32 protein-coding genes are annotated in these 24,784 nt (G+C 49.1%); 4 read left to right on the top strand and 28 right to left on the bottom strand.

Annotated features, from left to right (window positions below):
* Nucleotides 1–239 precede the first annotated feature (239 nt).
* Nucleotides 240–995: a hypothetical protein gene (locus CSR04_RS22955; protein WP_102798687.1), complete on the top strand. Its 756-nt coding sequence runs from the start codon at nt 240–242 to the stop codon at nt 993–995.
* A gap of 56 nt (nt 996–1,051) precedes the next feature.
* Here CSR04_RS22955 and rplQ read toward each other — a convergent pair whose 3' ends face one another.
* The 25 genes from rplQ to CSR04_RS22830 all read right to left on the bottom strand — a co-directional run bounded on the left by rplQ (nt 1,052) and on the right by CSR04_RS22830 (nt 19,683).
* On the bottom strand, nt 1,052–1,450 hold the full coding sequence (gene rplQ / locus CSR04_RS22950) for a 50S ribosomal protein L17 (RefSeq protein ID WP_102798686.1): 399 nt from the start codon (nt 1,448–1,450) through the stop codon (nt 1,052–1,054).
* 42 nt (nt 1,451–1,492) lie between these two features.
* Nucleotides 1,493–2,482, bottom strand: a complete 990-nt coding sequence (locus CSR04_RS22945) for a DNA-directed RNA polymerase subunit alpha (RefSeq protein WP_102798685.1) — start codon at nt 2,480–2,482, stop codon at nt 1,493–1,495.
* A 22-nt stretch (nt 2,483–2,504) separates the two neighbouring features.
* Nucleotides 2,505–3,125: a 30S ribosomal protein S4 gene (rpsD, locus tag CSR04_RS22940; protein ID WP_102798684.1), complete on the bottom strand. Its 621-nt coding sequence runs from the start codon at nt 3,123–3,125 to the stop codon at nt 2,505–2,507.
* Between the two features lie 30 nt (nt 3,126–3,155).
* Entirely contained in the window at nt 3,156–3,545 is a 390-nt protein-coding gene (rpsK, locus tag CSR04_RS22935; RefSeq protein WP_102798683.1) for a 30S ribosomal protein S11, read from the bottom strand.
* Between the two features lie 12 nt (nt 3,546–3,557).
* The gene (gene rpsM, locus CSR04_RS22930) at nt 3,558–3,914 is read right to left on the bottom strand and encodes a 30S ribosomal protein S13 (protein WP_102798682.1); all 357 of its coding nucleotides are present in this window, start codon (nt 3,912–3,914) and stop codon (nt 3,558–3,560) included.
* Nucleotides 3,915–4,019: 105 nt separating this feature from the next.
* On the bottom strand, nt 4,020–4,136 hold the full coding sequence (gene rpmJ / locus CSR04_RS22925; protein WP_102798681.1) for a 50S ribosomal protein L36: 117 nt from the start codon (nt 4,134–4,136) through the stop codon (nt 4,020–4,022).
* Between the two features lie 24 nt (nt 4,137–4,160).
* Nucleotides 4,161–5,480: a preprotein translocase subunit SecY gene (gene secY, locus CSR04_RS22920; protein ID WP_102798680.1), complete on the bottom strand. Its 1,320-nt coding sequence runs from the start codon at nt 5,478–5,480 to the stop codon at nt 4,161–4,163.
* Between the two features lie 5 nt (nt 5,481–5,485).
* Complete coding sequence (gene rplO, locus CSR04_RS22915; RefSeq protein ID WP_102798679.1) at nt 5,486–5,920, bottom strand: 50S ribosomal protein L15; 435 nt, start codon at nt 5,918–5,920, stop codon at nt 5,486–5,488.
* Between the two features lie 3 nt (nt 5,921–5,923).
* Nucleotides 5,924–6,109 carry a 50S ribosomal protein L30 gene (rpmD, locus tag CSR04_RS22910; protein ID WP_425427716.1) on the bottom strand — a complete coding sequence of 62 codons (186 nt, stop codon included), beginning with the start codon at nt 6,107–6,109 and terminating at the stop codon, nt 5,924–5,926.
* Between the two features lie 3 nt (nt 6,110–6,112).
* On the bottom strand, nt 6,113–6,613 hold the full coding sequence (gene rpsE / locus CSR04_RS22905) for a 30S ribosomal protein S5 (protein WP_102798677.1): 501 nt from the start codon (nt 6,611–6,613) through the stop codon (nt 6,113–6,115).
* A gap of 9 nt (nt 6,614–6,622) precedes the next feature.
* Nucleotides 6,623–6,976 carry a 50S ribosomal protein L18 gene (gene rplR, locus CSR04_RS22900; RefSeq protein WP_102798676.1) on the bottom strand — a complete coding sequence of 118 codons (354 nt, stop codon included), beginning with the start codon at nt 6,974–6,976 and terminating at the stop codon, nt 6,623–6,625.
* Between the two features lie 12 nt (nt 6,977–6,988).
* Nucleotides 6,989–7,522 carry a 50S ribosomal protein L6 gene (gene rplF, locus CSR04_RS22895; protein WP_102798675.1) on the bottom strand — a complete coding sequence of 178 codons (534 nt, stop codon included), beginning with the start codon at nt 7,520–7,522 and terminating at the stop codon, nt 6,989–6,991.
* A gap of 14 nt (nt 7,523–7,536) precedes the next feature.
* Nucleotides 7,537–7,929, bottom strand: coding sequence for a 30S ribosomal protein S8 (gene rpsH, locus CSR04_RS22890; RefSeq protein WP_102798674.1), 393 nt, complete (start codon nt 7,927–7,929; stop codon nt 7,537–7,539).
* 12 nt (nt 7,930–7,941) lie between these two features.
* Nucleotides 7,942–8,247, bottom strand: a complete 306-nt coding sequence (rpsN, locus tag CSR04_RS22885) for a 30S ribosomal protein S14 (protein ID WP_102798673.1) — start codon at nt 8,245–8,247, stop codon at nt 7,942–7,944.
* Nucleotides 8,248–8,258: 11 nt separating this feature from the next.
* Complete coding sequence (rplE, locus tag CSR04_RS22880) at nt 8,259–8,798, bottom strand: 50S ribosomal protein L5 (RefSeq protein WP_102798672.1); 540 nt, start codon at nt 8,796–8,798, stop codon at nt 8,259–8,261.
* A gap of 16 nt (nt 8,799–8,814) precedes the next feature.
* Nucleotides 8,815–9,129 carry a 50S ribosomal protein L24 gene (gene rplX / locus CSR04_RS22875; protein WP_102798671.1) on the bottom strand — a complete coding sequence of 105 codons (315 nt, stop codon included), beginning with the start codon at nt 9,127–9,129 and terminating at the stop codon, nt 8,815–8,817.
* Nucleotides 9,130–9,141: 12 nt separating this feature from the next.
* Complete coding sequence (rplN, locus tag CSR04_RS22870; RefSeq protein WP_102798670.1) at nt 9,142–9,510, bottom strand: 50S ribosomal protein L14; 369 nt, start codon at nt 9,508–9,510, stop codon at nt 9,142–9,144.
* A gap of 2 nt (nt 9,511–9,512) precedes the next feature.
* Nucleotides 9,513–9,854 (bottom strand): hypothetical protein, encoded by a 342-nt coding sequence (locus tag CSR04_RS22865; protein ID WP_102798669.1) that lies wholly within the window; start codon nt 9,852–9,854, stop codon nt 9,513–9,515.
* Nucleotides 9,854–11,212, bottom strand: coding sequence for a DUF4397 domain-containing protein (locus tag CSR04_RS22860; protein WP_102798668.1), 1,359 nt, complete (start codon nt 11,210–11,212; stop codon nt 9,854–9,856). The genes CSR04_RS22865 and CSR04_RS22860 overlap by 1 nt, the downstream gene beginning before the upstream one ends.
* A gap of 215 nt (nt 11,213–11,427) precedes the next feature.
* Nucleotides 11,428–14,007 (bottom strand): M1 family metallopeptidase, encoded by a 2,580-nt coding sequence (locus CSR04_RS22855; protein ID WP_102798667.1) that lies wholly within the window; start codon nt 14,005–14,007, stop codon nt 11,428–11,430.
* Nucleotides 14,008–14,165: 158 nt separating this feature from the next.
* Nucleotides 14,166–14,912, bottom strand: coding sequence for a 23S rRNA (guanosine(2251)-2'-O)-methyltransferase RlmB (gene rlmB / locus CSR04_RS22850; RefSeq protein ID WP_102798666.1), 747 nt, complete (start codon nt 14,910–14,912; stop codon nt 14,166–14,168).
* Nucleotides 14,913–17,288, bottom strand: a complete 2,376-nt coding sequence (gene rnr / locus CSR04_RS22845) for a ribonuclease R (RefSeq protein WP_102798665.1) — start codon at nt 17,286–17,288, stop codon at nt 14,913–14,915.
* A gap of 121 nt (nt 17,289–17,409) precedes the next feature.
* A complete protein-coding gene (locus tag CSR04_RS22840; protein ID WP_102798664.1) occupies nt 17,410–18,030 on the bottom strand; it encodes a tetratricopeptide repeat protein in 621 nt (206 codons plus the stop codon).
* Between the two features lie 79 nt (nt 18,031–18,109).
* Nucleotides 18,110–19,237, bottom strand: a complete 1,128-nt coding sequence (locus CSR04_RS22835; protein ID WP_102798691.1) for a MalY/PatB family protein — start codon at nt 19,235–19,237, stop codon at nt 18,110–18,112.
* A gap of 14 nt (nt 19,238–19,251) precedes the next feature.
* Complete coding sequence (locus tag CSR04_RS22830) at nt 19,252–19,683, bottom strand: response regulator (protein WP_102798663.1); 432 nt, start codon at nt 19,681–19,683, stop codon at nt 19,252–19,254.
* Between the two features lie 159 nt (nt 19,684–19,842).
* Here CSR04_RS22830 and CSR04_RS22825 point away from each other — a divergent pair, with 159 nt between their 5' ends.
* Entirely contained in the window at nt 19,843–20,061 is a 219-nt protein-coding gene (locus tag CSR04_RS22825; protein WP_102798662.1) for a YgaP family membrane protein, read from the top strand.
* 306 nt (nt 20,062–20,367) lie between these two features.
* Here the strand turns inward: CSR04_RS22825 and CSR04_RS22820 are convergent, their stop codons facing one another.
* Nucleotides 20,368–20,559 carry a hypothetical protein gene (locus tag CSR04_RS22820; RefSeq protein WP_102798661.1) on the bottom strand — a complete coding sequence of 64 codons (192 nt, stop codon included), beginning with the start codon at nt 20,557–20,559 and terminating at the stop codon, nt 20,368–20,370.
* A 269-nt stretch (nt 20,560–20,828) separates the two neighbouring features.
* Here CSR04_RS22820 and CSR04_RS22815 point away from each other — a divergent pair, with 269 nt between their 5' ends.
* The gene (locus CSR04_RS22815) at nt 20,829–21,605 is read left to right on the top strand and encodes a DUF2884 family protein (RefSeq protein WP_102798660.1); all 777 of its coding nucleotides are present in this window, start codon (nt 20,829–20,831) and stop codon (nt 21,603–21,605) included.
* A 46-nt stretch (nt 21,606–21,651) separates the two neighbouring features.
* A complete protein-coding gene (locus tag CSR04_RS22810) occupies nt 21,652–22,455 on the top strand; it encodes an NAD(P)-binding domain-containing protein (RefSeq protein WP_102798659.1) in 804 nt (267 codons plus the stop codon).
* A 38-nt stretch (nt 22,456–22,493) separates the two neighbouring features.
* On the opposite strand, the gene CSR04_RS22805 is transcribed toward CSR04_RS22810, so the two are convergent.
* Nucleotides 22,494–23,924, bottom strand: coding sequence for a sodium-dependent transporter (locus tag CSR04_RS22805; protein WP_102798658.1), 1,431 nt, complete (start codon nt 23,922–23,924; stop codon nt 22,494–22,496).
* A gap of 124 nt (nt 23,925–24,048) precedes the next feature.
* Nucleotides 24,049–24,759: an SDR family NAD(P)-dependent oxidoreductase gene (locus CSR04_RS22800; RefSeq protein WP_102798657.1), complete on the bottom strand. Its 711-nt coding sequence runs from the start codon at nt 24,757–24,759 to the stop codon at nt 24,049–24,051.
* Nucleotides 24,760–24,784 lie beyond the last annotated feature (25 nt).

Raw genomic sequence — 24,784 nt, 5'->3', positions numbered from 1 at the left:
CTGGGAAGCCTTTCTGCCTGCCCCGTCGAAGTGGTGCGCATTCTAGAGATTTCCGCACAACCGTCAACAGGTTTTTTCATGTTTCTTAATTTTTGCCGTTCAAACGATTATTTTCCAGCCAAACGGCTATTTTTTGTTTTGTTTTGTTTATTTCTTGTTACTCTTTGAACTCATTTTCTGTACGACAGTCCAATATGGGACTAAGTCGTCAGTCGTTTGACACCTTCGGAAGTCTGTCCATGAGAAAGATAATATGTTCGGTGATGCTTTTGGCTATAACAGGGACAGCAGCCATGGCAGCGGAAAAAGCCGACAGCAATAATAAAGAGACTGCTGAGTTCATCCAAAGGCAAGTAGCACAGAATATGTCTATTGGCCGGGCAATAAAAAGTATTGTTGGCCACTATCCGCAGGATGTCGAGATAGTGGTGGGGACCGCTTTGGACTTATATCCTGACAGATATAAGGAAGTTATCCATGCAGCTATCGCTGCACAACCAGCACTTACAGAAGATGTGGTACGTATTGCTTTGGAAAAAGGTATCACCAGTTGCACTAATATAGTGGAGACGGCAATTAATGCTGAACCCAGCTATGTGGACTTTGTTGCAACTGCAGCAGCCTATTCAACACCTGAGGAATTGAACGATATCGTTCGGGTCGCAGTGGTGACAGAACCGAACTCGGCCGATGCAATAGTTCGTTCAGTAGCAAAAGCCCACCCGAATAAATTAGTGGATATCATCAAAACGGCAATGGAAGCCGTTCCCTTTGTAGGTGAATATATAGTAGATGCCTTACTCGCTACCTTTCCGGATAACGCTGACGCAGTAGTAACCACAGCTGTCCAGGAATCTTCAGCGCAGCACGAGAACCTGCAGCGTATTTTAGAAACTGCACGTAGTGCGGGTTTAACAGATGAACAACTAACAGAGTACGCAATAAAAGGTGGTGCCAACGCTGAAGAAGTCGCCGCCATCTTAAAGCAAGATTAGATTTTCGACAGACAATAAAAAACCGGGCCAGGCCCGGTTTTTTATTATTCGGTAGCTTATTCAGCTGCCGCTTCTTCGGTAGCTGCTTCTTCAGCAACTGGGCGGTCTACCAGTTCAACATATGCCATAGGGGCATTGTCACCGGTACGGAAGCCACATTTCAGTATACGAATGTAACCCCCTGGACGCTCGGTATAACGAGGACCCAGTTCATTAAACAGTTTACCTACAACCTCTTTATCACCAGTGCGGGCAAAGGCCAAACGGCGGTTTGCTACACTGTCTTGCTTAGCAAGTGTAATCAGAGGCTCAATAACGCGACGCAGTTCTTTCGCCTTAGGCAAAGTAGTTTTGATGATTTCGTGTTTCACCAAAGAACCTGCCATATTGCGGAACATCGCTTGACGATGGCTGCTGTTGCGATTTAACTGACGACCACTCTTACGATGGCGCATGGTTCTTTCCTTCTTAACAAATCAGTTTAACTTGCGACCTGATTAGTCTTTCTCAGCAATACTCTCTGGTGGCCAGTTTTCCAGGCGCATACCCAATGAGAGTCCGCGAGAAGCGAGCACGTCTTTGATTTCAGTCAGAGACTTCTTACCCAGGTTAGGGGTCTTAAGCAGCTCAACTTCTGTGCGCTGGACCAGGTCACCAATGTACTGGATAGCTTCTGCTTTCAAACAGTTGGCAGAACGTACTGTCAATTCCAGATCATCTACTGGACGAAGCAGAATCGGATCAAACTCCGGCTTCTCTTCTTTCGCCACTGGCTCTTTAATATCGCGCAGTTCTACGAAGGCATCCAATTGCTCAGCTAAAATAGTAGCAGAACGACGGATAGCTTCTTCTGGGTCGATAGTGCCATTGGTTTCCATATCAATGATCAGTTTGTCCAAGTCTGTGCGTTGTTCAACACGGGCAGACTCAACACTATAGGCAATACGCTCTACAGGACTGAAAGAGGCATCCACTAACAAACGACCAATAGGTCTGTCGTCTTCTTCAGAGGTACGACGAGTAGCGGCAGGAATATAACCACGCCCCATTTCCACTTTGATACGCATGCTGATGGAGGCATCGCCTGTCAGCGTACAAATCTGGTGTTCAGGGTTTACAATAGTGACGTCACCATCGTGCTGGATATCACCTGCAACTACCGGGCCTGCACCGGACTTAACCAGGGTCAGGGTAGCTTCATTCTTACCTTCGAGACGAACGGCCAGACCTTTCAGGTTCAGCAGGATCTCGATAACGTCTTCCTGGACGCCTTCCTTGGTGCTGTACTCATGCAGCACACCGTCAATTTCTACTTCAGTCACCGCGCAACCAGGCATGGATGACAGCAGGATACGACGCAGTGCGTTTCCGAGTGTATGACCGAAACCACGCTCCAACGGCTCAAGTGTGACCTTAGCGCGGGTTTTGGATACGTTATCTATCTCGACTAACCTTGGTTTAAGGAATTCAGTTACAGAACCCGACATTGTTTCCTCTCTTTGACCTTCTTTACTTACTGTAAAGTTCGACGATCAGCTGTTCGTTAATTTCGGCAGACAAGTCGCTACGCTCAGGAATGCGTTTGAAAACACCTTCCATCTTCTTGCTGTCCACTTCTATCCAAGTAGGCTTTTCGCGCTGATCGGCAAGCTCAAGGGCAGCCACGATACGTGCTTGCTTCTTGGCTTTTTCACGAACAGACACAACGTCTTCAGCAGATACGCTAAAAGAAGGAACGTTAACAACTTTACCATTGACCATAATGGCCTTGTGACTAACCAACTGACGCGCTTCAGAGCGAGTGCTGGCAAATCCCATGCGGTAAACCACGTTGTCAAGACGCTGCTCAAGCAATTGCAGCAGGTTTTCACCTGTGTTGCCTTTCAGACGTGCTGCTTCTTTGTAGTAGTTACGGAATTGCTTTTCCAGCACGCCGAACATACGACGAACTTTCTGCTTCTCACGCAACTGCACACCGTAATCAGACAGGCGGCCACGACGGGCACCGTGCTGACCAGGCGCAGTATCAATTTTACACTTCGAGTCAATTGCTCGAACGCCACTTTTCAGGAACAGGTCTGTTCCCTCGCGGCGGCTAAGTTTGAGTTTGGGACCCAAATATCTTGCCATGATCTTTCTCCAACTGTCCTAAAACGCTGCTTATACGCGACGTTTCTTAGGTGGACGACAACCGTTGTGAGGAATAGGAGTCACATCGGTAATGTTAGTGATACGGTAACCTGTTGCATTCAGGGCACGGATCGCAGACTCACGGCCTGGACCTGGACCTTTTACAAACACTTCTAGGTTTTTCAAACCGTATTCCTGGGCCGCAACACCGGCGCGCTCGGCAGCAACCTGAGCAGCGAAAGGCGTAGACTTACGTGAACCACGGAAGCCTGAACCACCGGAAGTTGCCCAAGACAGGGCATTACCTTGACGGTCAGTGATAGTCACTATCGTGTTGTTGAAAGAGGCATGGATATGAGCCATACCATCAGCAACCTGGCGTTTTACGCGCTTACGAGTACGTACTGGTGCTTTTGCCATAAATCCCCCCGCTTACTTCTTAATCGGCTTACGAGGACCTTTACGGGTGCGCGCATTAGTTTTAGTGCGCTGACCACGAACAGGCAAGCTGCGACGGTGACGTAAGCCACGGAAACAACCTAGGTCCATCAAACGTTTAATGCTCATTGACACTTCACGACGCAGGTCACCTTCAACGGTGAACTTGGCTACTTCGTCACGCAGTTTATCAATTTGCGTCTCATCAAGATCTTTGATCTTGGTACTCTCTGCAACACCAGCGGCAGCACAGATGCTTTTAGCACGTGTAGCACCGATACCGAAAATAGCTTGTACAGCGATTACGGCATGCTTGTGTTCAGGGATGTTAATGCCAGCGATACGGGCCACTAACAGCACTCCTATAGTTAAATTGTCGTCGGCCTAAAAAGCCCGCTAGGATACTTATCCAACGACAAAATTGCAAATTAAGCTCTCTAAAGAGCTTGTTTTTGATTAGCCTTGCCTTTGCTTATGCTTAGGGTCGCTGCTACAAATCACACGCACAACACCGTTGCGCTTGATGATTTTGCAGTTACGGCAAATCGCTTTGACAGATGCACGAACTTTCATTTCGTTACTCCGTAATTGCCAATCTTAACGGCCGAAGCCTTTAAGATTCGCTTTCTTCAGAACAGACTCGTACTGATGAGACATCAGGTGAGTCTGGACCTGTGCCATAAAGTCCATGATTACCACTACGATAATCAGCAGTGATGTGCCGCCAAAATAGAACTGTACGTTCCAGGCGATCATCATGAACTCGGGCACCAAACAAATAAAGGTAATGTACAGGGCACCAGCCAGAGTCAGGCGTGTCATCACTTTATCGATATAACGTGATGTTTGCTCACCTGGACGGATACCGGGCACAAATGCGCCGGATTTCTTCAGGTTATCTGCTGTCTCGCGCGGGTTGAACACCAACGCAGTATAGAAGAAACAGAAGAAAATAATGGCCGCTGCATACAACATAGCATGCAAAGGCTGTCCGGGTGACAACATCAAAGACACATCCTGCAACCAGGACATGGCTTCATTCTGACCAAACCAGCTCGCCAGCGTACCTGGAAACAGGATAATACTGGAAGCAAAGATTGGTGGGATAACGCCCGCCATGTTCACTTTCAATGGTAAATGTGTGCTTTGCGCGGCAAATACCTTACGGCCCTGCTGACGCTTAGCGTAGTTGACCACAATACGACGTTGGCCACGCTCTACAAACACCACGAAATACGTGACGGCGATAACAATCACACCAATCAATAACAGGAACAGCATGTTCAGGTCACCCTGTCTTGCCTGCTCAACTGTCTGACCGATCGCGGAGGGCAAGCCCGCCACGATACCGGTAAAGATCAGAATAGATATACCGTTGCCGATTCCACGCTCAGTGATCTGCTCACCCAGCCACATCAGGAACATAGTTCCCGTGACCAGGCTCACCACCGCTGTAAAGTAGAAGCCGAAACCAGGATTCATCACCAGACCCTGCATCAGGTTAGGCAGACCGGTGGCAATGGCAATTGCCTGGAAGATAGACAGCACCAAGGTTAAATACCTGGTGTACTGGCTTATCTTACGACGTCCCGCCTCGCCTTCTTTTTTCAGTTCCGCCATCTGAGGATGAACAACAGTCAACAACTGCATGATGATGGACGCAGAAATATAGGGCATGATGCCAAGCGCCAGGATTGATGCACGCTCAAGCGCACCACCGGAGAACATGTTAAACATTTCTACGATTGTGCCTTTTTGCTGTTCGAACAAACTCGCCAGCACTGCTGCATCAATACCAGGAATAGGCACGAAAGAACCGAGCCTGAACACGATAATCGCACCCAAGACAAACAAAAGTCTTGATTTCAGCTCGGTCAAACCGCCTTTGGCGCCTGAATCCAATCCTGGTTTAGCCATTTAGCTTATTCCTCTACTTTACCGCCAGCAGCTTCGATAGCTTCACGGGCGCCTTTAGTTACCTTCAAGCCATTTACAGTAACAGCGCGAGCGATGTCACCACTTTTCATCACTTTAACATGCAGCACGTCTTTCTTAACCAGACCTGCAGCTTTTAAAGTTTCCAGTGACACCACTTCACCCTCTACCTTAGCAATTTCAGCCAGCGTCACCTGGTCAGAAACCAGAGATTTACGCGAAGTGAAACCGAACTTAGGCAGACGACGCTGGATAGGCATCTGACCGCCTTCAAAACCAGGACGCACAGTACCGCCAGAACGTGATGTCTGACCCTTGTGACCACGGCCACCTGTTTTACCCAGGCCAGAACCGATACCACGGCCCAGACGCTTAGAGGGTTTTTTCGCTCCAGGTGCAGGAGCAATCGTATTCAAATGCATGAGTTACTCCTCAACTATCTCAACCATGTAGTTGACTTTGTTGATCATACCGCGAACAGCAGGAGTGTCTTCCAACTCACGAACATGACCAATACGACGCAGACCCAAACCGGTCAGCGTAGCCTTGTGGCTAGGCAGACGAGCGATTGAGCTCTTGGTTTGTCTTACTTTGATTGTCTTAGCCATGATTCATTACCCCAAAATCTGTTCTACGGACAATCCACGCTTGGCTGCTACCTGCTCTGGAGATTTCATATCCACCAGGGCATTGATAGTGGCACGCACTACGTTGATTGGGTTGGTAGAGCCGTAACATTTTGAAAGTACGTTCTGTACGCCAGCGACTTCCAGTACTGCACGCATCGCACCACCGGCAATAATACCGGTACCTTCAGATGCAGGCTGCATGTATACCTGAGAGCCGGAGTGACGACCCTTAATTGGGTGCTGAAGGGTGTTGCCATTCAGACCCACGGTAACCAGGTTACGACGCGCTTTTTCCATCGCTTTTTGAATTGCGGATGGTACTTCACGGGCTTTACCGTAACCGAAGCCTACACGACCGTTTCCGTCACCAACCACTGTCAGCGCGGTGAAGCTCATGATGCGTCCACCTTTAACAGTCTTGGCTACACGGTTTACGGCAATCAGCTTCTCTAACAGTTCACCGTTTTGAACTTCTACTTTAGCCATAATCTACTCCTAGAACTGAAGACCTGCTTCGCGAGCAGCATCAGCCAATGCCTTCACTCGACCGTGATACTTGAAACCGCTGCGATCGAAAGCCACCTCAGTGATGCCTTTTTCGATAGCACGTTGTGCGATCACTTTGCCAACTGCAGTAGCGGCATCTGCGTTGCCTGTTACTTTCAGGTCTTTACGCAGATCAGCTTCAACAGTAGAGGCAGCCGCCAGCACTTCTGCGCCGTTAGCGGCAATCAGTTGTGCATAGATGTGACGGGGAGTACGGTGTACTACCAGGCGAGCTGCGCCCAGTTCACTGATCTTTTTGCGTGCACGAGTCGCGCGACGCAAACGAGCTGTTTTCTTATCCATCGTATCAACCCCTTACTTTTTCTTGGCTTCTTTACGACGCACAACTTCATCGGCATAACGCACACCTTTGCCTTTGTAAGGCTCTGGCGGACGGTATCCACGGATGTTAGCTGCAACCTGACCTACCTGTTGCTTGTCAGCGCCTTTTACGACGATTTCAGTCTGGGTAGGTGTTTCTACGCTAACGCCGGCAGGCATTTCGTAGACTACGGGGTGAGAGAAACCCAGTGTCAGGTTCAGTTTGTTACCTTGTGCCGAAGCACGGTAACCAACGCCCTGCAGCTGCAGTTTTTTCTCGAAACCGTTGGTGACGCCGATCATCATGCCGTTCAGCAGTGCGCGAGCAGTACCAGCTTGAGCCCAACCGTCAACCGCACCTTCACGAGGCAGGGCTTTCAGGTTGTTTTCTTCTTTAACTACTTCAACTGCACCGTTGAACTCACGGCTCAGCGTGCCGTTTTTACCTTTCAGTGTGACCACTTGACCAGCGATAGTGACTTCTACGCCAGCTTGGATCTCAACCGGGGCTTTTGCTACACGTGACATCGAATAATCCTCCGTTACGCTACATAGCCGATGACTTCACCACCCATGCCGGCTTTACGCGCAGCTCGGTCAGTCATCACGCCCTTGGATGTTGAAACAATAGCGATACCCAGACCACCCATTACTTTTGGCAGCTCATCTTTTTTCTTATAGATGCGCAGACCTGGACGGCTGACACGCTCGATGGTTTCAATCACTTTCTTACCTTCGAAGTACTTCAGAGTTACTTCAAGGGTAGGCTTAACGTCACCAGATGCCTGGAAGTCAGCGATGTAACCTTCATCTTTCAGTACCTTGGCAATCGCAACACGCAGCTTGGAAGACGGCATAGTGACAGACACTTTGCTGGCCAGCTGACCGTTACGGATGCGGGTAAACATATCCGCGATAGGATCTTGCATACTCATCTTAGCTACTCCTTACCAACTGGCTTTCTTCAGACCAGGGACTTCACCACGCATGGCGGCCTCACGCAGTTTGATACGGCTCAGGCCGAACTTGCGCAGGAAACCATGAGGACGGCCAGTGATACGGCAACGGTTATGTTGACGTGTACGGGCAGAGTCACGAGGTAATGATTGCAGCTTGAGCACGGCGTCCCAACGCTCTTCGTCAGAAGAGTTTACACTGCTGATAATGGCTTTCAGCTCAGCACGCTTAGTTGCGTGCTTGGCTACCAGCTTGGCGCGCTTTACTTCACGCGCTTTCATTGATTGTTTTGCCATAACCCTACACCTTATTTCTTGAATGGGAAGTTAAAAGCAGCCAGCAGAGCGCGACCTTCCTCATCCGTAGCGGCGGTAGTAGTGATAGTAATATCCATACCGCGCACCTTATCAACTTTATCAAAGTCGATTTCGGGGAAGATGATTTGCTCGCGAACACCCATGCTATAGTTTCCACGGCCGTCGAATGACTTAGCATTCAGACCACGGAAGTCACGGATACGTGGGATAGCGATTGAAATCAAACGCTCCAGGAATTCCCACATACGCTCGCCACGTAGGGTTACTTTACAGCCAATCGGATAACCTTCACGGATTTTAAAACCCGCAACGGATTTACGCGCAACGGTTACTACAGGCTTCTGGCCAGCAATTGCCTGCATATCGGCAGTTGCATTTTCCAGAATCTTTTTATCCGCTACAGCTTCACCCAGACCCATGTTCAGGGTGATTTTTTCAATCCGAGGGACTTGCATGACGCTTTTGTAACCGAACTGCTTAGCAAGTTCCGCCACTACTGTTTCTTTATAGAAATCATGCAGTTTCGCCATCGTACTCTCCAATTAATTAAACCAGTTCACCGTTAGACTTGAAGAAACGTACTTTCTTCTCGCCTTCAAGACGGAAACCGACGCGATCAGCTTTACCCGTTTTAGGGTTCAGAATCGCTACATTCGATACATGAATGGATGCTTCTTTCTCAACGATGCCACCAGCAACACCTAACTGAGGGTTAGGCTTCTGGTGTTTCTTCATCACATTCACACCTTCTACTACCAGACGGTCAGACTCAACCAGCACTTTCAGGACTTTGCCTGTTTTGCCTTTGTCTTTACCGGCCAATACGACAACTTCATCATCACGACGAATTTTTCTTGCCATTATCGTGACTCCTTATAGTACCTCTGGGGCCAGTGAGATGATCTTCATGAATTTATCTCCACGAAGCTCACGGGTTACCGGGCCAAAGATACGCGTACCAATAGGTTGCTTGTTGTTGTTCAGCAACACGGCTGCGTTGTTATCGAAACGGATCAGAGAACCGTCAGGACGACGAACGCCTTTTCTAGTACGCACCACCACTGCATTCAGTACGTCACCTTTTTTAACTTTACCGCGAGGAATTGCTTCCTTGACGGTAACTTTGATGATGTCACCGATATGTGCATAACGGCGATGCGAGCCACCAAGAACCTTAATACACATTACCCTGCGAGCGCCGGAGTTATCGGCCACGTCCAGGCTAGTTTGCATTTGGATCATTGTTAGTGCTCCGCTGTTGTTAAGGCCTTCTCAGGCCGTTTAGCTGCTTTAATAGTCATACCCCTATAAAAAGGGCGCGAAATAATAACAGAAAAGAATTTGCGGCGATACCCGAAATGTTGAAAAAAGCGCCTAATTCGCTTTTTAACGCCGCAGCCCAGTCGCGACGGCCCTGGAAGGGCGAAGGACAGGGAAAGTTCAACGTTAAAAAATGCCAGCGGTGAAAATTCTTTGTCAGTCAAAAACCACTGATTGCACATGATGGGGGCAGGATGGTGGAAATTCATCCCCGTCACAAAAAAGGCCTCTAAAAAGAGGCCTTTTACCCATCCGTTGGATGTCACTAGTTCAGCAATACCACCCGGTAGCCGCTGGCTGATGTACTGTCCGGTTCCACAGCAACCATATAGTTGACCGCTTCATCAATGGCCAGAGCCGGTGTTCTGAACAATAAAGTCTGATTACCACTGTTATCATCATGCAAAGCAATGATCTCATAATAATCACTTGGCAAACTGATATCTTCACTTCCTGCAAAGCCCAAACGTTTGATCTTGTACTGGGCTGTCTCGACTGTCTCATCCTGGCGAACGAAATAGATATCCACGTTTGCGTAATCCTGTGCCAGGTTTACCACATTCAATTCGTGGTCATACACCTGGGGCAGATCACTCTCTTCAAACGCCAGTGAAGTCAGGGTATTTTCCTTATTCTTATAGAGTACGACTGTTTTGGCTTCACCTTGATTGAGAGTCAGCAGGCGATTGTTGAAAGACAGGCTGTTATCTTCATTTTGTGCTGAAATTTGATAATCACCATACTTAACAGCACTGAACTCACTTAGTTCATTATGCTGCAGGTTGCTACTCTGCTCGACATCATTGCCTTTAACCAGTGCTGTCAATCCGCTGTCTTGCAGACTGTTATACAGGCGGAATTGCGCCCCCGCCCGTACATCTTTGTAACTGGACACACTAGTGGAATTGATCACTAAGTCCACTGACAAGTTGTTTTGTGTGGTGGCGGCAGACTGTCTGATAACCAGCATATACTCAGTGTCATAACTGAATTTAATCGTGGGACTTTCATACAGCACGTCAGTTTTACCAGGCTCCGTCAGATAAACCACATAGTCACCGGTATCCCAGTCAGGGTTGGTCGTATCTGCATCCCAATACTTGCCCTCCACAACCTCACTGAAACTCAGACTGTCAATCTTATTAGCGTCGGTGAAAGGCGCGCCTGCTTCAGCCATATACAGGTCATAGTTGGCATCTGCCACAGCTGACATGGCGTAAAGAATGAAATGGTCTGTCAGTTCCTTACGTTCGAATTTATGCTCAATCAGCGTTGGACTCTCGTAATCACCAACAAGCAGGTAAAGAGACTTATGGCCGTCAGTGAAATTCACTTCTTTGCTCAAGACCTCCACCAGTTTATCGCTGGCATCGGTGCGTTTTAGAGTGAGGGTGGCATCGCCGGTATCCACGGTGTACAGCCCGGAAGCATCCCCGTAAGCCGCACCGCCTTGTTCAATGTCTTCAATGTAGAGATCGGTCTCGGCGCTGTTTGGAGAGCCGTTGTAGAATTGTACGTAGGCATTAGGATAGGTTTTATCATCATCACTGGAACCCCCGCAGGCGGTTAGTGCTAAAGCAGACGCAGTGATTAACAGGGGAAAAGATAATGCTCGCAAATGCATTTAAGGTCCTCATAACTTATAGGTTGGCTCGACTCAGCAAAGACCCGCCGCAGGCCGCGAAGTTCTTGAGGATTCACATTCTTTACCAATCTTTACATTGCTTTACAAACTGCAGTAACAAAAGCTAATTTTCCTGTATTTAGAGACTATTTCTGGCGACCAAACTGTACTAAGCCAATTAAAAAAGGCGGCCAACTGGACCGCCTTTGTCAAACTTAGCGTTTTTGATTTACCTGCTTCAGCAGTTGAGTAAAACTTGATTGGAAGCGTTGTTTCATAGCAACACATTGGCTTGCATCATTCATGGCCACCTCAAAACTGCGCGCCATACCATCAAATTTATCCATACGCGGCGTATAGAACGCTTTGGCCAGCTGAATATTGTGCGCATTACAACTGCTGGAGACAAACTCAGGCATGCGGCCTATGTGGTAACTGGGCATCCGCTCTACCAGTTGCTCAAAATGTGTGTCCAGCCATTGGTACAACAGATCCTGTTGTTCCTGCGCACGAGAAGCGACCACGAGGTTATAAATAACATTGGCTGGACTCATTTGCTCATCAAAGGAAAAGTTCAGAACTTTAGTCAGATTGCTATCTTGCGGGAAATACATGCCGGCCATTATCGTGCCGCGAATATTGGCATCCGTATGCTTCAAATAAGCTTGGTTGAACTTCTCGTACCATTCAGCATTGCCGTACTTAGCCGCATTGCGCAGTGCATAAGATGCCAGGTTGCGCGGCACTGATACAGGCTCATGCAGATAACTGGCAGCAAGCGCCTGAGCTTTGCTGTCCACCTCAGGCACATGCCCATATAGACTCAGCAAGCTAAAAACAGCCTGACGCAATTTAATGACATCTTCGGAATCATCGGGGCGCTGACTCATACCTAGTTGCTGATACCAGGGCAGTAATTTTGTTTGCAGGAAACTGGCAAAATCGTCCTCATTGGTTTTATCTACCAAATAAGTAAAATCGTTAAGCGAGGCGACCACCGCCCTTGCCACCATAGGTTCCTTATCTGCAGCCAGGGTATTCAGAACACTCAGATGTTGTTCAAAATCGGCTTTTCCGGCCTGCAGCAATGCACCGGAGTTATACAACAACTCCTTTTTCTCCCGGCCATTCAGCGCGTCTATATCCTTTAACAAGGCGCGCATCTGTTGGGCGGACATCTGCCAGCGGAAGTACCCCATTGCATTGTCATTAGGGTATACCCAATCTGCTTCAGCCAGCTCAACAACGTTGCTACTTGGTTTGTCCAGATACAGCATTCGACGCTGCAGCTTGCCATTTTTCTTGAAGCTCACAGAGAGGGGCACTATCCAGCTTTGCTCTGCCACGTCCGCCCCGGCCAGGTGATAACGGCTTTGGCTTACCGTGCCGTCCGCTGCAAAGCTGACCAGAGGATATCCAGGCTGCTCCAGATAAGTTCTCATCATGGCCGGCACGTCAAAGTCTGCCACGTCGCCCAGTACGGCCCACAGGTCATCGGCGGTGGTGTTGCCCCACTTATGCTTTTGCATATAGGCTTGCACCGCTTTTTGAAAGGGTGCTTCTCCGGTCAGTGATTCAATCATATTCAGAATGGATTCCCCCTTGCTGTAGTTCAGGCCCAGGCCATCCATCACATCCGCAGAGGAGCGCACAATCTTTTTCACCGGCTTAGTGGTGGGGCTGGCGTCAGCTTCAAAGGCCCCCTCCTGGACAATACGGGTATGGAAGTTCAGCTCAGGATAAAGTTTCATCATGACCTTACTGGCCATCCAGGAGGCAAACGCCTCATTCAGCCACAGATCATCCCACCAGGACATCGTCACCAGATTGCCATACCATTGATGTGCCAGTTCATGGGTTACGGTATCCAGCGGCCCACTGCGTTCTGCCAGACCAGGTTCATCTTCCAGCAACAACAGGCTACTTCTGAAGGTAATCAGACCGGCATTTTCCATTGCCCCGTGAGTAAAGTTTGGCACCGCAATAAAGTCCAGCTTTTCATAGGGGTAAGGTATGCCAAAGTAGTCTTCCAGACTTTTAAGTATTTGCGGCGTGTGCTTAATGATAAAACGCGTCTGCTCCGCCTTGCCTTTGGGGGTGTAAATTCGCCCTGGCACTGACAAACCAGAAATCTCGGCAGAATCCAGCTCTCCAATGGCATAGGCCACCAGATAGGTTGGTAGAGGTTTGGTGCGTTTAAACTCCACCGTTTGCCAACCATCTTTCACCTCCCGGCTCAGTACCGGGGTGTTCGATAGCACAACGTGTTTTTCCGGGGCCTGAATCTTCAGTTGAAATGGTATTTTGTAGTTAGGCTGGTCAAAGGAGGGAAATGCCCGCCTGGCTTCCATGTCCTCAAACTGGGTAAACAAGTAGTTACGCTCTTCAAACCTGGCCAGATACATGCCGTCAGAGCTGGTATTCACTTTGCCTTTGTACTGGATATGCAACTGATAGTCGCCAGGTTCAAGCACCGCGGCCGACTGGCCCCAAAAGATATCATAGTCGCCACCACTGACCGTCAAAGGAATGATTTTTCCATCTCTGATCAATTCCACTTTATCCAGGGTTAAATCAATCTGATAAAAGCCGACCTTGTCAGTGGCTTGCTTGATGGTCAGATCAATAAAAGTGTCACCACTGAAATCCGCTTGGTCCGGATCAACTTTCAAGCTGACTTGTTGAAAATTCGGCTGAATATTGTCAGGTAGTTGATAGTCTGGCGTCGCCTGCAAGCAAAAGCTGGTCAGCGCCAGCAGCCATCCATAAAAGCCGCGCGCAATTTTGTCGGCCATGGTTTTTCCTCTTCGTTGTTGTTATAGGGCTAACAGAGCACCCTACCCTAACAGCAACAAGCCGACTAGCGCAGAAAAGTTAACAACTGTGTCAGACAAGGCCAGGATAATGGGGAGACGATGTGTAAGTAGCGATAAAGGGGCTTGCCGCCCCCAATTTACAGTTGTGCGGCTCGTTGCCGTACGACTTCATATAAACAGATACCAGTGGCGACAGACACATTAAGACTGGATACCGAACCGGCCATTGGCAGTTTAATCAACTCATCACAGTGTTCGCGGGTCAGCCTGCGCATCCCTTTGCCTTCTGCCCCCATAACCAGCGCAATTGGGCCGGTTAGCTTAGCCTGATAAATATCCTGTTGCGCCTCGCCAGCGGTGCCTACGATCCACACCCCAGCCTGCTGCAGTTCCTTTAAGGTTCTGGCCAGATTGGTGACTTGCACAAGGGGAATGACCTCAGCCGCGCCGCAAGCCACTTTTCGTACTGTAGGGGTCAGAGACGCCGATTTGTCTTTAGGCACCACCACCGCATGCACACCAGCAGCATCAGCTGTGCGCAGGCAGGCCCCCAGATTATGTGGATCGGTAACACCATCCAAGATCAGCAGAAATGGGCTGCCACTGGCTGACAGAATCTGATCCAGGTCTTTTTCATCGTACTGGCGCCCTGGTCTGGCTTTCGCTACCACGCCCTGGTGCTGCTCCCCATGCGCTTTATCGTCCAGGGTTTTACGCTGGCAAAACTGAATAGAGGCACCAAAGCGCCTAGCCTGGTTGATAATATTCGTCAGCCGTTCGTCTTCACGTCCTTTCAAGACAAAAAGCTCAATCAGGCGCTCCGGTTCCCGCTGCAGCAGGGATTCAAGAGCATGGATACCATAAAGCCATTCTTGCTGAGCCATTTATCTATTCTTCCTGCTGGTTGCTTTTGATTTGCGGGACTTTTTATGATCGGCACCTTCTGCCTCTTCCCCGCGCCTGCTTCGGCGTGGGGCGGGTTTACCCGAGGTTGGCCATTTACCTTCTGACAGCTCACTTTTGTCGGACTTTCTGTTTACTTTTTTAACCATCACCTTGCGCCCCCCCTTACCTTTGCCCATGGGCTGGTCCAGCACAAAGTCGATTTTGCGATCATCCAGGTTCACGCCAGCTACTTTAACCCGCAGTTGGTCACCCAAGCGATAAACCGTACCAAAGTTCTCGCCAATTAAGTGTTGCTTGAGCTCGTCATAGTGGTAGTAATCGTTTTCCAGCGCAGTGATATGTACCAAGCCATCGATATGGAAATCACTGAGTCTGACGAAGAAGCCAAAATTGGTGACTGAAGCAATCACACCATCAAAGCTGTCGCCCACATGATCGAGCATAAACTCACATTTAAGCCAGTCAGCCACATCGCGAGTGGCATCATCGGCACGACGCTCAGTCATAGAGCATTGAATACCCAGCTGTGACACTTCTTCTTCGGAGTAAGCCTTACCGCCGGTCTTATTTTTACGTTTGGCTATTTTATCCAGTACCGCTTTAATCGCCCGATGCACCACCAAATCCGGATAACGCCGAATAGGTGAAGTAAAGTGTGCATAGGCATCCAGTGCCAGACCGAAATGTCCGACATTCTCCCGGTCGTACACGGCTTGCTTCATAGAGCGCAGCAACATGGTCTGAATCAGTTCCTGATCCGGACGATTAGCAATTTTGTCCACCACATTGGAAAAATCTGCCGGTTGGGGATCTTTGCCTATGCCATGCGGAATGCCGACTTCTCCCAGGTAGCTCAGAAAACTTAGCAGCCGGTCCTGATCCGGTTTGTCATGCACCCGGTAAAGGCCTTCAGCCTGGTGTTTCTGCAGGAAATTGGCGGCGCTGACATTGGCCAGGATCATACATTCTTCAATCATTTTATGGGCGTCGTTGCGCACCACCGGCACAATATGATCAATTTTGCGCTGGGCATTGAAAATAAATTTGTTTTCCTGGGTTTCAAACTCAATGGCCCCACGCCGCCCTCTGGCTTTTTTCAGGGTGCGGAACAGATCATGCAGATTTCGCAGATGTGGCACCAAAGGCTCGTAACGCTGATAAAGCTCTTTGTCTCCCTGCAGAATATCCCACACCTTGGTGTAAGTCAGTCTGGCATGGGAGTTCATTACCGCCTCATAAAACTGGTATTCCTTGAGTTGCCCTGACTTGGACACCTGCATTTCACAAACCATACACAGACGATCGACCTGCGGGTTTAATGAACACAGTCCGTTCGATAGTACCTCTGGTAACATGGGCACAACCTGCTCGGGGAAATACACCGAATTGCCCCTTTCGATGGCCTCTTTGTCCAACGCGGTAGCCGGACGCACATAGTAACTGACATCGGCTATCGCCACCCAAAGCTGCCAGCCACCATCATCCAGCGGTTCGCAATATACGGCATCGTCAAAATCCCTGGCGTCTTCACCATCAATAGTTACCAGCGGAAGCTCACGCAAGTCCAATCTGCCTTGCTTAGCCTCTTCAGGGACTTGCTCTGTGAGCCCCTTAACCTGCTTTTCAACGTCTTTGGGCCAGTTGTGCGGAATATCAAAGGTGCGCAGCGCCATTTCGATTTCCATGCCTGGGGCCATATGCTCCCCCAGCACTTCGACAATTTTCCCCACCGCATTCACGCGTTTCATCGGCCGCTGTATGATTTCCACTACTACGACATGTCCCTGGCGGGCACCATTTACATGCTCTGGTGGAATAATGATTTCCTGGCAGATTCGGCTGTCATCCGGCACCACCAGTCCCAGCCCCTGCTCCAGGAAAAAACGCCCGACAATGGCTTCACTGCGCGGCTCAACAACCCGCACAATACGAGCTTCCTTCTTGCCTTTAAAATTCTGGCTGCTTTCGGTTACCAGTACTATGTCACCATGCAGCAAAGCCTGCATTTGGGCATTATGAATAAACAGATCCGGCTGGCCGTCATCCCGCTTAAGAAAACCAAAGCCATCCCGATGCCCCAGCACCTTGCCACGGATCAGATCCATTTTTTCAGCCAGGCCATATTTTTTTGAACGGGTGAACAGAATCTGCCCTTCACGCTCCATGGCCCTTAAGCGGCGTTGAATGCCAATACGACTCTCTTCGTCCATGGCATCCACCAGCTCGCAAATCTCCATAAAGGAAAGCGGCTTGTTTTTATCGGTAAGAATTTGCAGCAGGTATTCGCGGCTGGCGACAGGATTTTCGTACTTTTCCTGTTCCCGTTGGAAGTAAGGATCGTCAGATTGAGACAAATGCGGAGTCCGTTATATCAGGTTTAGGCCCCTAGTATAGCGAACTCGCGCATTGATAGTAGCAGGGAATTTCAGCAAAACAGATTTGCACAGCAGTTACAGCCAATCCTACTCAAATTCCTTAACTGTCCAGCGCTCGCTTGGCGGCTCGAACCGCCTTGGGGTGCATCAATTTTTCAAGTTCTTGCAAACAACGGGCAATTTTCTGGTGAGTTGGCTTGTCATCGGTAATAGCGTTATACAACCAGTGGTAAGCATCTTCATAGTCATACGGGCTGCCATAGCCTTCGATAAACAGTTCTGCCAGACGGATCTGCGCTTTCAGATTACCCAGGCCAGCCGCTTCCCGCAAAAACACCACGGCTTTTTGCTTATCCTGTTGCACCAGTTTGCCCAGTGCGTAATAACGCCCCAGTTGTTCCAGCGCCTCGGGCAGCCCCTGCTGGGCCGCCTGTCGCATATAATGTACACCTCGCTCAGGATCGGCCTTAACACAGACTCCCCAGGCCAGCATATCGCCCCATAAGAATTGGTAGGCGGGCACCATCAATGTCTGCGCTCTGGCTTCAATATCTTGCACCAACTGGCATTTATCCAGCACCACCCGATCTAAATGGGCGTTGTCACGGATAAGACCTATCAGCTCGTCCTGAGAATAAAGCTGCACAGCTTTGAGCTCTTCCTCAGCCTGAACAGAGAGGCATAATGTCAACATCAGGGGCAAAGCAGCCAGGGCTTTCATCTTCAATCCTCTTGTGGGTGTGTTGTCTGTATCGGCCCGTCAACTGGATGCTGAAGAACTGATTCCATCAGAACCAGCCTTACCCTTTTAGTCTGGCAACGGCCTGCTCAAGGTAACTGCGCGGACAACCAAAGTTAATCCGGAAAAATCCCTTGTCGCCAAAGTCGACACCCGGCGAGGGACCCACCCCTTTTTCTTCGCACCATTTCTGCGGGTTATCCTCCTCCAGCCCGCGGGCATCCACCCAGGCCAGGAAGGTAGCCTGAGGCTTGAGCAGACGCAATCCGTCTATTTTGTTGATTTCCTGCATCAGATAATCGCGGTTACCACGCAAATAATCGAGCTGCGCCTGATACCAGTCATCACACAAGGTAAATGCAGCCTCTGTTGCAAACAATCCCAGCACATTGACCCAAGGCACTATCCCCATGGCAGCCTGGACAAACTGCTGCCGTACTTTGGCATCAGGAATAACCGCAAAAGACGCACCTAAACCAGCAATATTGAAGGTCTTACTGGCGGCCATCAGGGTAACTGAATGATGTTTTAAACTTTCCAGCTTGCTGGCAGGAATATGTAATGCCTGCTCATCCAGAATCAGGTCGCAATGAATTTCATCAGAACACAACATCAGGCCATGACGCTGACAAATATCTGCCACTCGCTCAAGTTCAGCCTCACTCAGCACCGAACCCACTGGATTCATAGGGTTGCATAAAATCAGAAGCTTGGCTTTAGGATCAGCGGCTTGCCGCTCCAGGCTTTCGAAATCCAGTTGCCAGCGACCTGACTCTTCAATGGTTGGGATATCTACCCGTTGTAATTGGTTCAGGGCCGGAGCGGCTAAAAGTGGCGGATAGTTGGGTACTTGCACTAAAACCTTATCACCAGGCTGGCAATAGGCCTTGCAGGCCACATTGAAGGCTGGCACAACACCAGGGGTCCAGACAATCCAGTCTGATTCGATCTGCCAGTTATACTGGCGACCCAGCCAGTGCACAATAGCTTGTTTAGCCGGTTCATACTGCGCCGGCAGCGTATAGCCCAACAGACCATGCTCAACCCGGTTATGCAACGCATCCAGAATCGGCTGTGCACAGCGAAATTCGCTGTCTGCCACCCACATAGGCAAAATGTCGCGGCCCTGATACTTGTTCCATTTAAATGAACAGCTTTGGCTGCGGTCGATAATCTGATCAAAATCCATAGGGCTCTCTTTTCTCATTCATTTGATGGGTCACGATAATCCCGTTGCAGCTTTTCACGCAGTACTCGCGCCAATTTTTCCTGCAACTCTTTTCTGGAGAAAGGCTTGGCAATAAATTCTGTGACACCGGCTTTATGTGCTTCGACTACGTTTTCGCGGGTAGCGTCGCCGGTAAGCATCAAAAAAGGTGTTTCAGGCTCCAACTGACGAAATACGGCCAGGAATTCCAGCCCACTCATGGTTCGCATATGCCAGTCACAGACGACCAGGTCGTAATAGCCGCTTCCCACCTCATTGAGGTGGTCAAGGGCAGGCGCCCCGTCACCAAAAAAACTGATTTCAGCAAAGTTCATATCACGCAACAGGTGCCCGAGCAGTTCCTGAGTGATGCCATCATCCTCCAGCACCAATGCATTCAACAATACTGCACTGATCTTTACGTCCATCCTATTCTCCTAATTTAGAGGGTTACTATATGCCCGCGACCGCGAAGGAAACAAATTTGATCTGGAACAATTTATTGCCTTCTGGAATTTGACGGACATCAATGTCCAATTTTTGTGCAAAGAAGACAATGATGCCATCAATCGGACGGAGAAAAATCAATGAAAGACAATGATAATGTTGGCGTTCTGGATACAGCCGTACGTTCAGTTTTGTCCTGTATCCTGTTGGCAATGGCGGTAGAGGGGATATTTTCAAATACAACCAGCGCAATTCTCGCCATTGCGGGTTTGCTGCTGTGGACCACCGCATCCAGTGGTATATGCCTGGTCTATAAACTGTTGGGCATTGATACCTACCACAAACCGGCAAACCACTAAAAACAAATAAGGCGCTCAAAGCGCCTTATTTATGTATTAGAGCGTGTTGACCTTTTGAGTATAGATTTTGTTCAAATCCAGCCACTTCTGGTCACTACGCTGGGCTGCAGGCCTAGTGGGCCTAAGTCAAAGCCCGGCAACACCGAGCAGGAGGGGCTGGGTTGACCCCTTCGGGCAGCGCTTGTGGGCCCTTTCTACGGCGTTATTACTCACTCATGTAGAATCACTACACCACGTTCGCTCTGCCTTGTATAAAGGGCCCACAAACTACTGCAAAATCATACTCAAAAGGCCAACACGCTCTCATTAAATGGCGTAGCTGAATAAAATACAGAGTACTAAACCAGCCACACCAAAAAAGCCGTATTCGACCTTTTCCTTCATTTCAGCGTCAACTGTTACAGGTTTGTGGATCATGGCCATAATGATGCTGCTAAAGCCCAATACGAAAGCTAACAGTGCCAAGCCAAACAGCAAGGCTTCAATCCAGTTGCTCATAGTTCACCCCAAGTTACATTCAAACTGTGCTTATTATGCATCAAAACAAGAGGATAATTCAGTGTGTTAGATCAAATTTTTAGCCGCCGGTTGCAAGCTGTTCACATCGACAGTTAGCGAATTTTGTTAACTTTTAGCAAAAATCGCTAAATGCACATTTCATCCATGTTCACCAAAAACCATAACCTACTGTTAACTATGAATTTATTCCATTGGCACAAGGGTTGCTGAAGCAATACCGAAGGCAAAGCCCAATAGAGGATAAATCAATGAGAACCTTAGTCGCTGCCACAGCCCTGTTTTTTTCCACTGCCAGCATGGCCAATGACTGCAATATGAACCTGCATGGTGAGATGGAGTTGAGTCATGGGCAACTTACCCTGCACTTGCCCGATGACAAGCTATTGCATCTGGATGGCCATAAAGCACTATTAAACGGTCAGGAAATGCACTTAAGCCATGCTCAGTTAAACATGCTGAATCAATACCATCAAAACGTTAATGATCTCGCTCCTAAAGTAGCAGGTATTGCTTTGGATGCGGTGGCCTTAGCTAATGAAGGGGTTGCAAAAGCATTTAATCAATTGCTGGGAGAAGACAACGAACTGGTTGCCGATCTGTCATCAGAAATTGATGCCTTACGTATTAAGCTGCACCAGGAATTCTACACCGAAGACGGTAGCATCAGATTTAACTCGGCCAACTTCGACAATGGCCAGTTTCTTGGCGAAGATTTTGAGTCAGAGTTTGAACAAAAACTGGAAAAACTGGTACAGCGTTCCATGGGTAGTTTGATGATCGCCATTGGTAAAGAAATGCTGTTCAGTGGTGGCGATATGCAAGCATTCGAGAAACGTATGGACAGATTTGGCGAACAGTTGGAAGCCGATATGGAAGTACGCGCGGCGGGCATTGAGGCTAAGGCACAGACTCTTTGCTATGACCTGAGCCAGTTGGATAGCCTGGAAAATCAAATCAGCAGTAGCATCCCCCAGCTATCAGGCCTGAATATGATCGAAGTTTCCGAGTCCAAATATTCCATGTAAGCTCGGCCTTATCTTTCTCCCTGGGCGGCGTAAGCCGCTTTTTTATATGCACAAAAAGATCGGAATCTGTGGCTGCGGTTGGCTGGGCTTACCGCTGGCCATGCAGCTAAAAGCCCGTGGTTATACCGTGCTGGGCACCTCAAGAAATAAAGACAAACTGAAATTCATGGCAGAGCAAGGCATTCAGGCTTTTGAATATTCACTCGGTGCGCCGCTGCCTTGGTCAGCCGCCCCCCCCGATGTGCTGGTAATAAATATTCCGCCCGGACGCCGGGAGTTTGATGAAGTTAGATTTGTCGCAGCCATGACCGCCTTGATTAATCAGGCACTGGTACAGAAAAGTCACATCCTTTTTATCAGCAGCACCTCGGTATACGGGGAGGTGAGCGGGGAAATATTCGAAACCACCCAGACTCACCCTGTCACGGCATCGGCTAAGGCCCATGCCATCATTGAGCAACAAGTATTACAAGGTAGCGGCACAATACTTCGCTTGGCGGGGCTAACCGGTCCGGCCCGTCACCCGGTGAGGCATCTCAGCGGCAGAGTTTTAGATAAAGGGCAACAACCGATCAATTTGGTGCATCAGCAGGATGTTATCACGGCGATAAAAGCGATTATCGTTCAGCAGCTTTGGCGGCAGACGTTCCACCTTAGTGCCACTGAACACCCCAGCCGCGCAGAATTTTACACTTGGGCTGCCACGGCAGCAGGATTAGCAGTTCCGCAGTTCAGCCAGGGGAACAATGCCGAGGCGGGGCGTTGGATCAATGCCTCTGCAACCCTGGATAAGCTGGGGTTTACGCTGCAATACCCCAGCCCGTATGATATGCCGATAGAGATTGGCTAAACATCAAGGCAGCCAAAGCTGCCTTGATGTTAGTTAACTCAGAACAGCAGATTTTTTCCGAAAAACACCGTCGATACGGTATTAACGAAAATCACCGCCAGAATCACCGGTATAAAAGTACCTAACGAGAAGTTCACATATTTCTGCAGCAAAGAGCCGGCAAAGGTACTGTTACCCTGGCTGATCTCTGCATCAAAATTCTGTTTTTTCCATTTGTAGATCACAAACAGGCACAGCAAAAATCCGTTCAGAGGTAGAATTGTTTCATAGAAAATGTCGTACACCACGTCAAAAAATGACTTGTTCAGCGGCATGCCCGACGCATTCAGGCCGTATGCAGTCAGGTTGGAAAATATCTCCACCCGGCCAAAAGACAGGGCGCTGACAATCGCCAGCAGAATCATCGCGCCACCCAGAGAATACAGGGCCTTACGACGGCTGACACCTTTACCATCCATCAGGCTGGCAACCGGCACTTCAATAATGGAAACCAGCGAGGTCAACGCAGCAAAAAACACTAACAGAAAGAAGAAACTGGCGATAAAGGATGCACCGAAATAACCAATGTTGGCTTGCAGCGCCAGGAAGATCTTCGGCAGGAATGTAAAGATCATACTGATACTGGACTCAGACAGGGTGCTAAGCTGCACATCCGGATTAAAAGAGAATACTGCTGGCAGAATCAACAAACCTGAGCAGGCGGCCACCAACAGTGACAAACCTGCCACCATTTTCCCTGCCTGCACAATATTGTTCTCTTTTTGAATATAAGAGCCATAGGTAATCAGAATCCCCATCGCCAGGGACAAGGAAAAGAACGCCTGAGCCAGGGCACCATTCAACACTTTACCTGTTACTTTGTCAAAATCCGGCACCAGGAAGAATTTAACTCCCAGTTCAGCATTGTCCAGGGTAAGCACATACAGAACCAAGGCTATCAACATCAGAAACAGCAGCGGCATCAGAACCTTAGCCGCTTTCTCAATCCCCTGTTTTACCCCTCCTTGTAAAATCAGGAAGGTCAGGGCAATAACCACCGCCATATAAATAAACAGTTCATTGCTGTTGATAAAAACACCAAAGCTTTCCGGTGCAGCCAGCAGGTCGAGTTGCCCCATAACAGATTTGGCCAGATAGCCAAAAATCCAGACCGTGATCACCAGATAAAACACACCGATCATAAATGGCGTTAATACCGACAACCAACCTACCGTACGCCAGGCAGGATTGCGACCTATCTCTGTATAAGCCCCCAGGGGATTTTGTCTGGTATGACGTCCCAGGCTCATTTCTGCCAGCATCACCGGCAAACAGATAAAAAATACAAAAATGGCATACATTATCAGAAAGGCCGCGCCACCGTTTTTACTGGCCATGACCGGGAAAGCAACAAGGTTGCCAATACCGACTGCCGAGCCTGCTGCTGCCAGGACGAAGCCCAGGCTGGAACTGAATTCTTCACGCTTCATTACTTGGTGAACTCCCTGGAGTTTATCATTATGGTTTTCTTCCCCAGCGCCGATGTTAACAGCCAAGTAACAAAATGTCTTTGTAGCAAACGTATTTATTCCACCACTTGCCGACGTGCGCTTTTTACCAATGGATGGGGTGTCCCTGCCAGTCAATAAAGATCGCTTCGCGCTGTTGTCTGGGCTTTTGCAACTCAGACAACAGGTATTGTGCCGCCTGGTGAGCAGAAAGACGTTGGTCGCGCGGAGCGCCGCCTTTGAAGGGACGCGACAGTGGGGTGTCCACTGTCCCTGGGTGGTAACACATAAGCTGCACACCTGGTACACGCCGCGCATATTCCACCTGCGCCGTTTTTACCAGCATATTCAGGGCGGCCTTTGAAGCCCGGTAACCATACCAGCCTCCAAAGCGGTTATCTTCAATGCTGCCCACCCGTGCACTCAGAAACGCCAGACGGGCATCCTGGTGGGGCTCAAACAAGCCAACCAAGTGTTTAAGCCACAAAGCGGGAAGAATACTGTTCACTTCAAAGTAACGTTGTAAATGCTGCGCTTGCAGATCCTCCAGACGTTTCTCGGGCATCATCGTCGATTCATAAAGCACACCAATATGACAGATAACCCATTTGAATCGCCAGCCCTGCTCTAGCATAGTCTGACAACAGCGGGCGATGGTACTGTCATTCTGTTCTGGCAATAACATTGACCCGCTCGAAGCCGAACAAGGACGGCGGCTAACACAAAACACCCGCTTGCCCGATTCAACAAGCAGCTCCGTTAGTGCGCTGCCAATACCACCACCGGCACCAATAACCAATACAGCATCTGTATCCATAACCTAGGTTTTCCCTAAAACAGAC

Source organism: Bowmanella denitrificans (genome assembly GCF_002887595.1).
Lineage (GTDB): Bacteria > Pseudomonadota > Gammaproteobacteria > Enterobacterales > Alteromonadaceae > Bowmanella > Bowmanella denitrificans.
The sequence above is the reverse complement of the archived record's forward strand: the minus strand, read 5'-3'. Positions and strand labels throughout refer to the sequence as shown.

Coding starts and splice junctions, on each gene's coding strand:
- CSR04_RS22955 (WP_102798687.1), top strand. CDS start 240: ATGAGAAAGATAATATGTTCGGTGATGCTTTTGGCTATAACAGGGACA.
- rplQ (WP_102798686.1), bottom strand. CDS start 1,450: ATGCGCCATCGTAAGAGTGGTCGTCAGTTAAATCGCAACAGCAGCCAT.
- CSR04_RS22945 (WP_102798685.1), bottom strand. CDS start 2,482: ATGTCGGGTTCTGTAACTGAATTCCTTAAACCAAGGTTAGTCGAGATA.
- rpsD (WP_102798684.1), bottom strand. CDS start 3,125: ATGGCAAGATATTTGGGTCCCAAACTCAAACTTAGCCGCCGCGAGGGA.
- rpsK (WP_102798683.1), bottom strand. CDS start 3,545: ATGGCAAAAGCACCAGTACGTACTCGTAAGCGCGTAAAACGCCAGGTT.
- rpmJ (WP_102798681.1), bottom strand. CDS start 4,136: ATGAAAGTTCGTGCATCTGTCAAAGCGATTTGCCGTAACTGCAAAATC.
- secY (WP_102798680.1), bottom strand. CDS start 5,480: ATGGCTAAACCAGGATTGGATTCAGGCGCCAAAGGCGGTTTGACCGAG.
- rplO (WP_102798679.1), bottom strand. CDS start 5,920: ATGCATTTGAATACGATTGCTCCTGCACCTGGAGCGAAAAAACCCTCT.
- rpsE (WP_102798677.1), bottom strand. CDS start 6,613: ATGGCTAAAGTAGAAGTTCAAAACGGTGAACTGTTAGAGAAGCTGATT.
- rplR (WP_102798676.1), bottom strand. CDS start 6,976: ATGGATAAGAAAACAGCTCGTTTGCGTCGCGCGACTCGTGCACGCAAA.
- rplF (WP_102798675.1), bottom strand. CDS start 7,522: ATGTCACGTGTAGCAAAAGCCCCGGTTGAGATCCAAGCTGGCGTAGAA.
- rpsH (WP_102798674.1), bottom strand. CDS start 7,929: ATGAGTATGCAAGATCCTATCGCGGATATGTTTACCCGCATCCGTAAC.
- rpsN (WP_102798673.1), bottom strand. CDS start 8,247: ATGGCAAAACAATCAATGAAAGCGCGTGAAGTAAAGCGCGCCAAGCTG.
- rplE (WP_102798672.1), bottom strand. CDS start 8,798: ATGGCGAAACTGCATGATTTCTATAAAGAAACAGTAGTGGCGGAACTT.
- rplX (WP_102798671.1), bottom strand. CDS start 9,129: ATGGCAAGAAAAATTCGTCGTGATGATGAAGTTGTCGTATTGGCCGGT.
- rplN (WP_102798670.1), bottom strand. CDS start 9,510: ATGATCCAAATGCAAACTAGCCTGGACGTGGCCGATAACTCCGGCGCT.
- CSR04_RS22860 (WP_102798668.1), bottom strand. CDS start 11,212: ATGCATTTGCGAGCATTATCTTTTCCCCTGTTAATCACTGCGTCTGCT.
- CSR04_RS22855 (WP_102798667.1), bottom strand. CDS start 14,007: ATGGCCGACAAAATTGCGCGCGGCTTTTATGGATGGCTGCTGGCGCTG.
- rlmB (WP_102798666.1), bottom strand. CDS start 14,912: ATGGCTCAGCAAGAATGGCTTTATGGTATCCATGCTCTTGAATCCCTG.
- CSR04_RS22840 (WP_102798664.1), bottom strand. CDS start 18,030: ATGAAAGCCCTGGCTGCTTTGCCCCTGATGTTGACATTATGCCTCTCT.
- CSR04_RS22835 (WP_102798691.1), bottom strand. CDS start 19,237: ATGGATTTTGATCAGATTATCGACCGCAGCCAAAGCTGTTCATTTAAA.
- CSR04_RS22830 (WP_102798663.1), bottom strand. CDS start 19,683: ATGGACGTAAAGATCAGTGCAGTATTGTTGAATGCATTGGTGCTGGAG.
- CSR04_RS22825 (WP_102798662.1), top strand. CDS start 19,843: ATGAAAGACAATGATAATGTTGGCGTTCTGGATACAGCCGTACGTTCA.
- CSR04_RS22820 (WP_102798661.1), bottom strand. CDS start 20,559: ATGAGCAACTGGATTGAAGCCTTGCTGTTTGGCTTGGCACTGTTAGCT.
- CSR04_RS22815 (WP_102798660.1), top strand. CDS start 20,829: ATGAGAACCTTAGTCGCTGCCACAGCCCTGTTTTTTTCCACTGCCAGC.
- CSR04_RS22810 (WP_102798659.1), top strand. CDS start 21,652: ATGCACAAAAAGATCGGAATCTGTGGCTGCGGTTGGCTGGGCTTACCG.
- CSR04_RS22805 (WP_102798658.1), bottom strand. CDS start 23,924: ATGAAGCGTGAAGAATTCAGTTCCAGCCTGGGCTTCGTCCTGGCAGCA.
- CSR04_RS22800 (WP_102798657.1), bottom strand. CDS start 24,759: ATGGATACAGATGCTGTATTGGTTATTGGTGCCGGTGGTGGTATTGGC.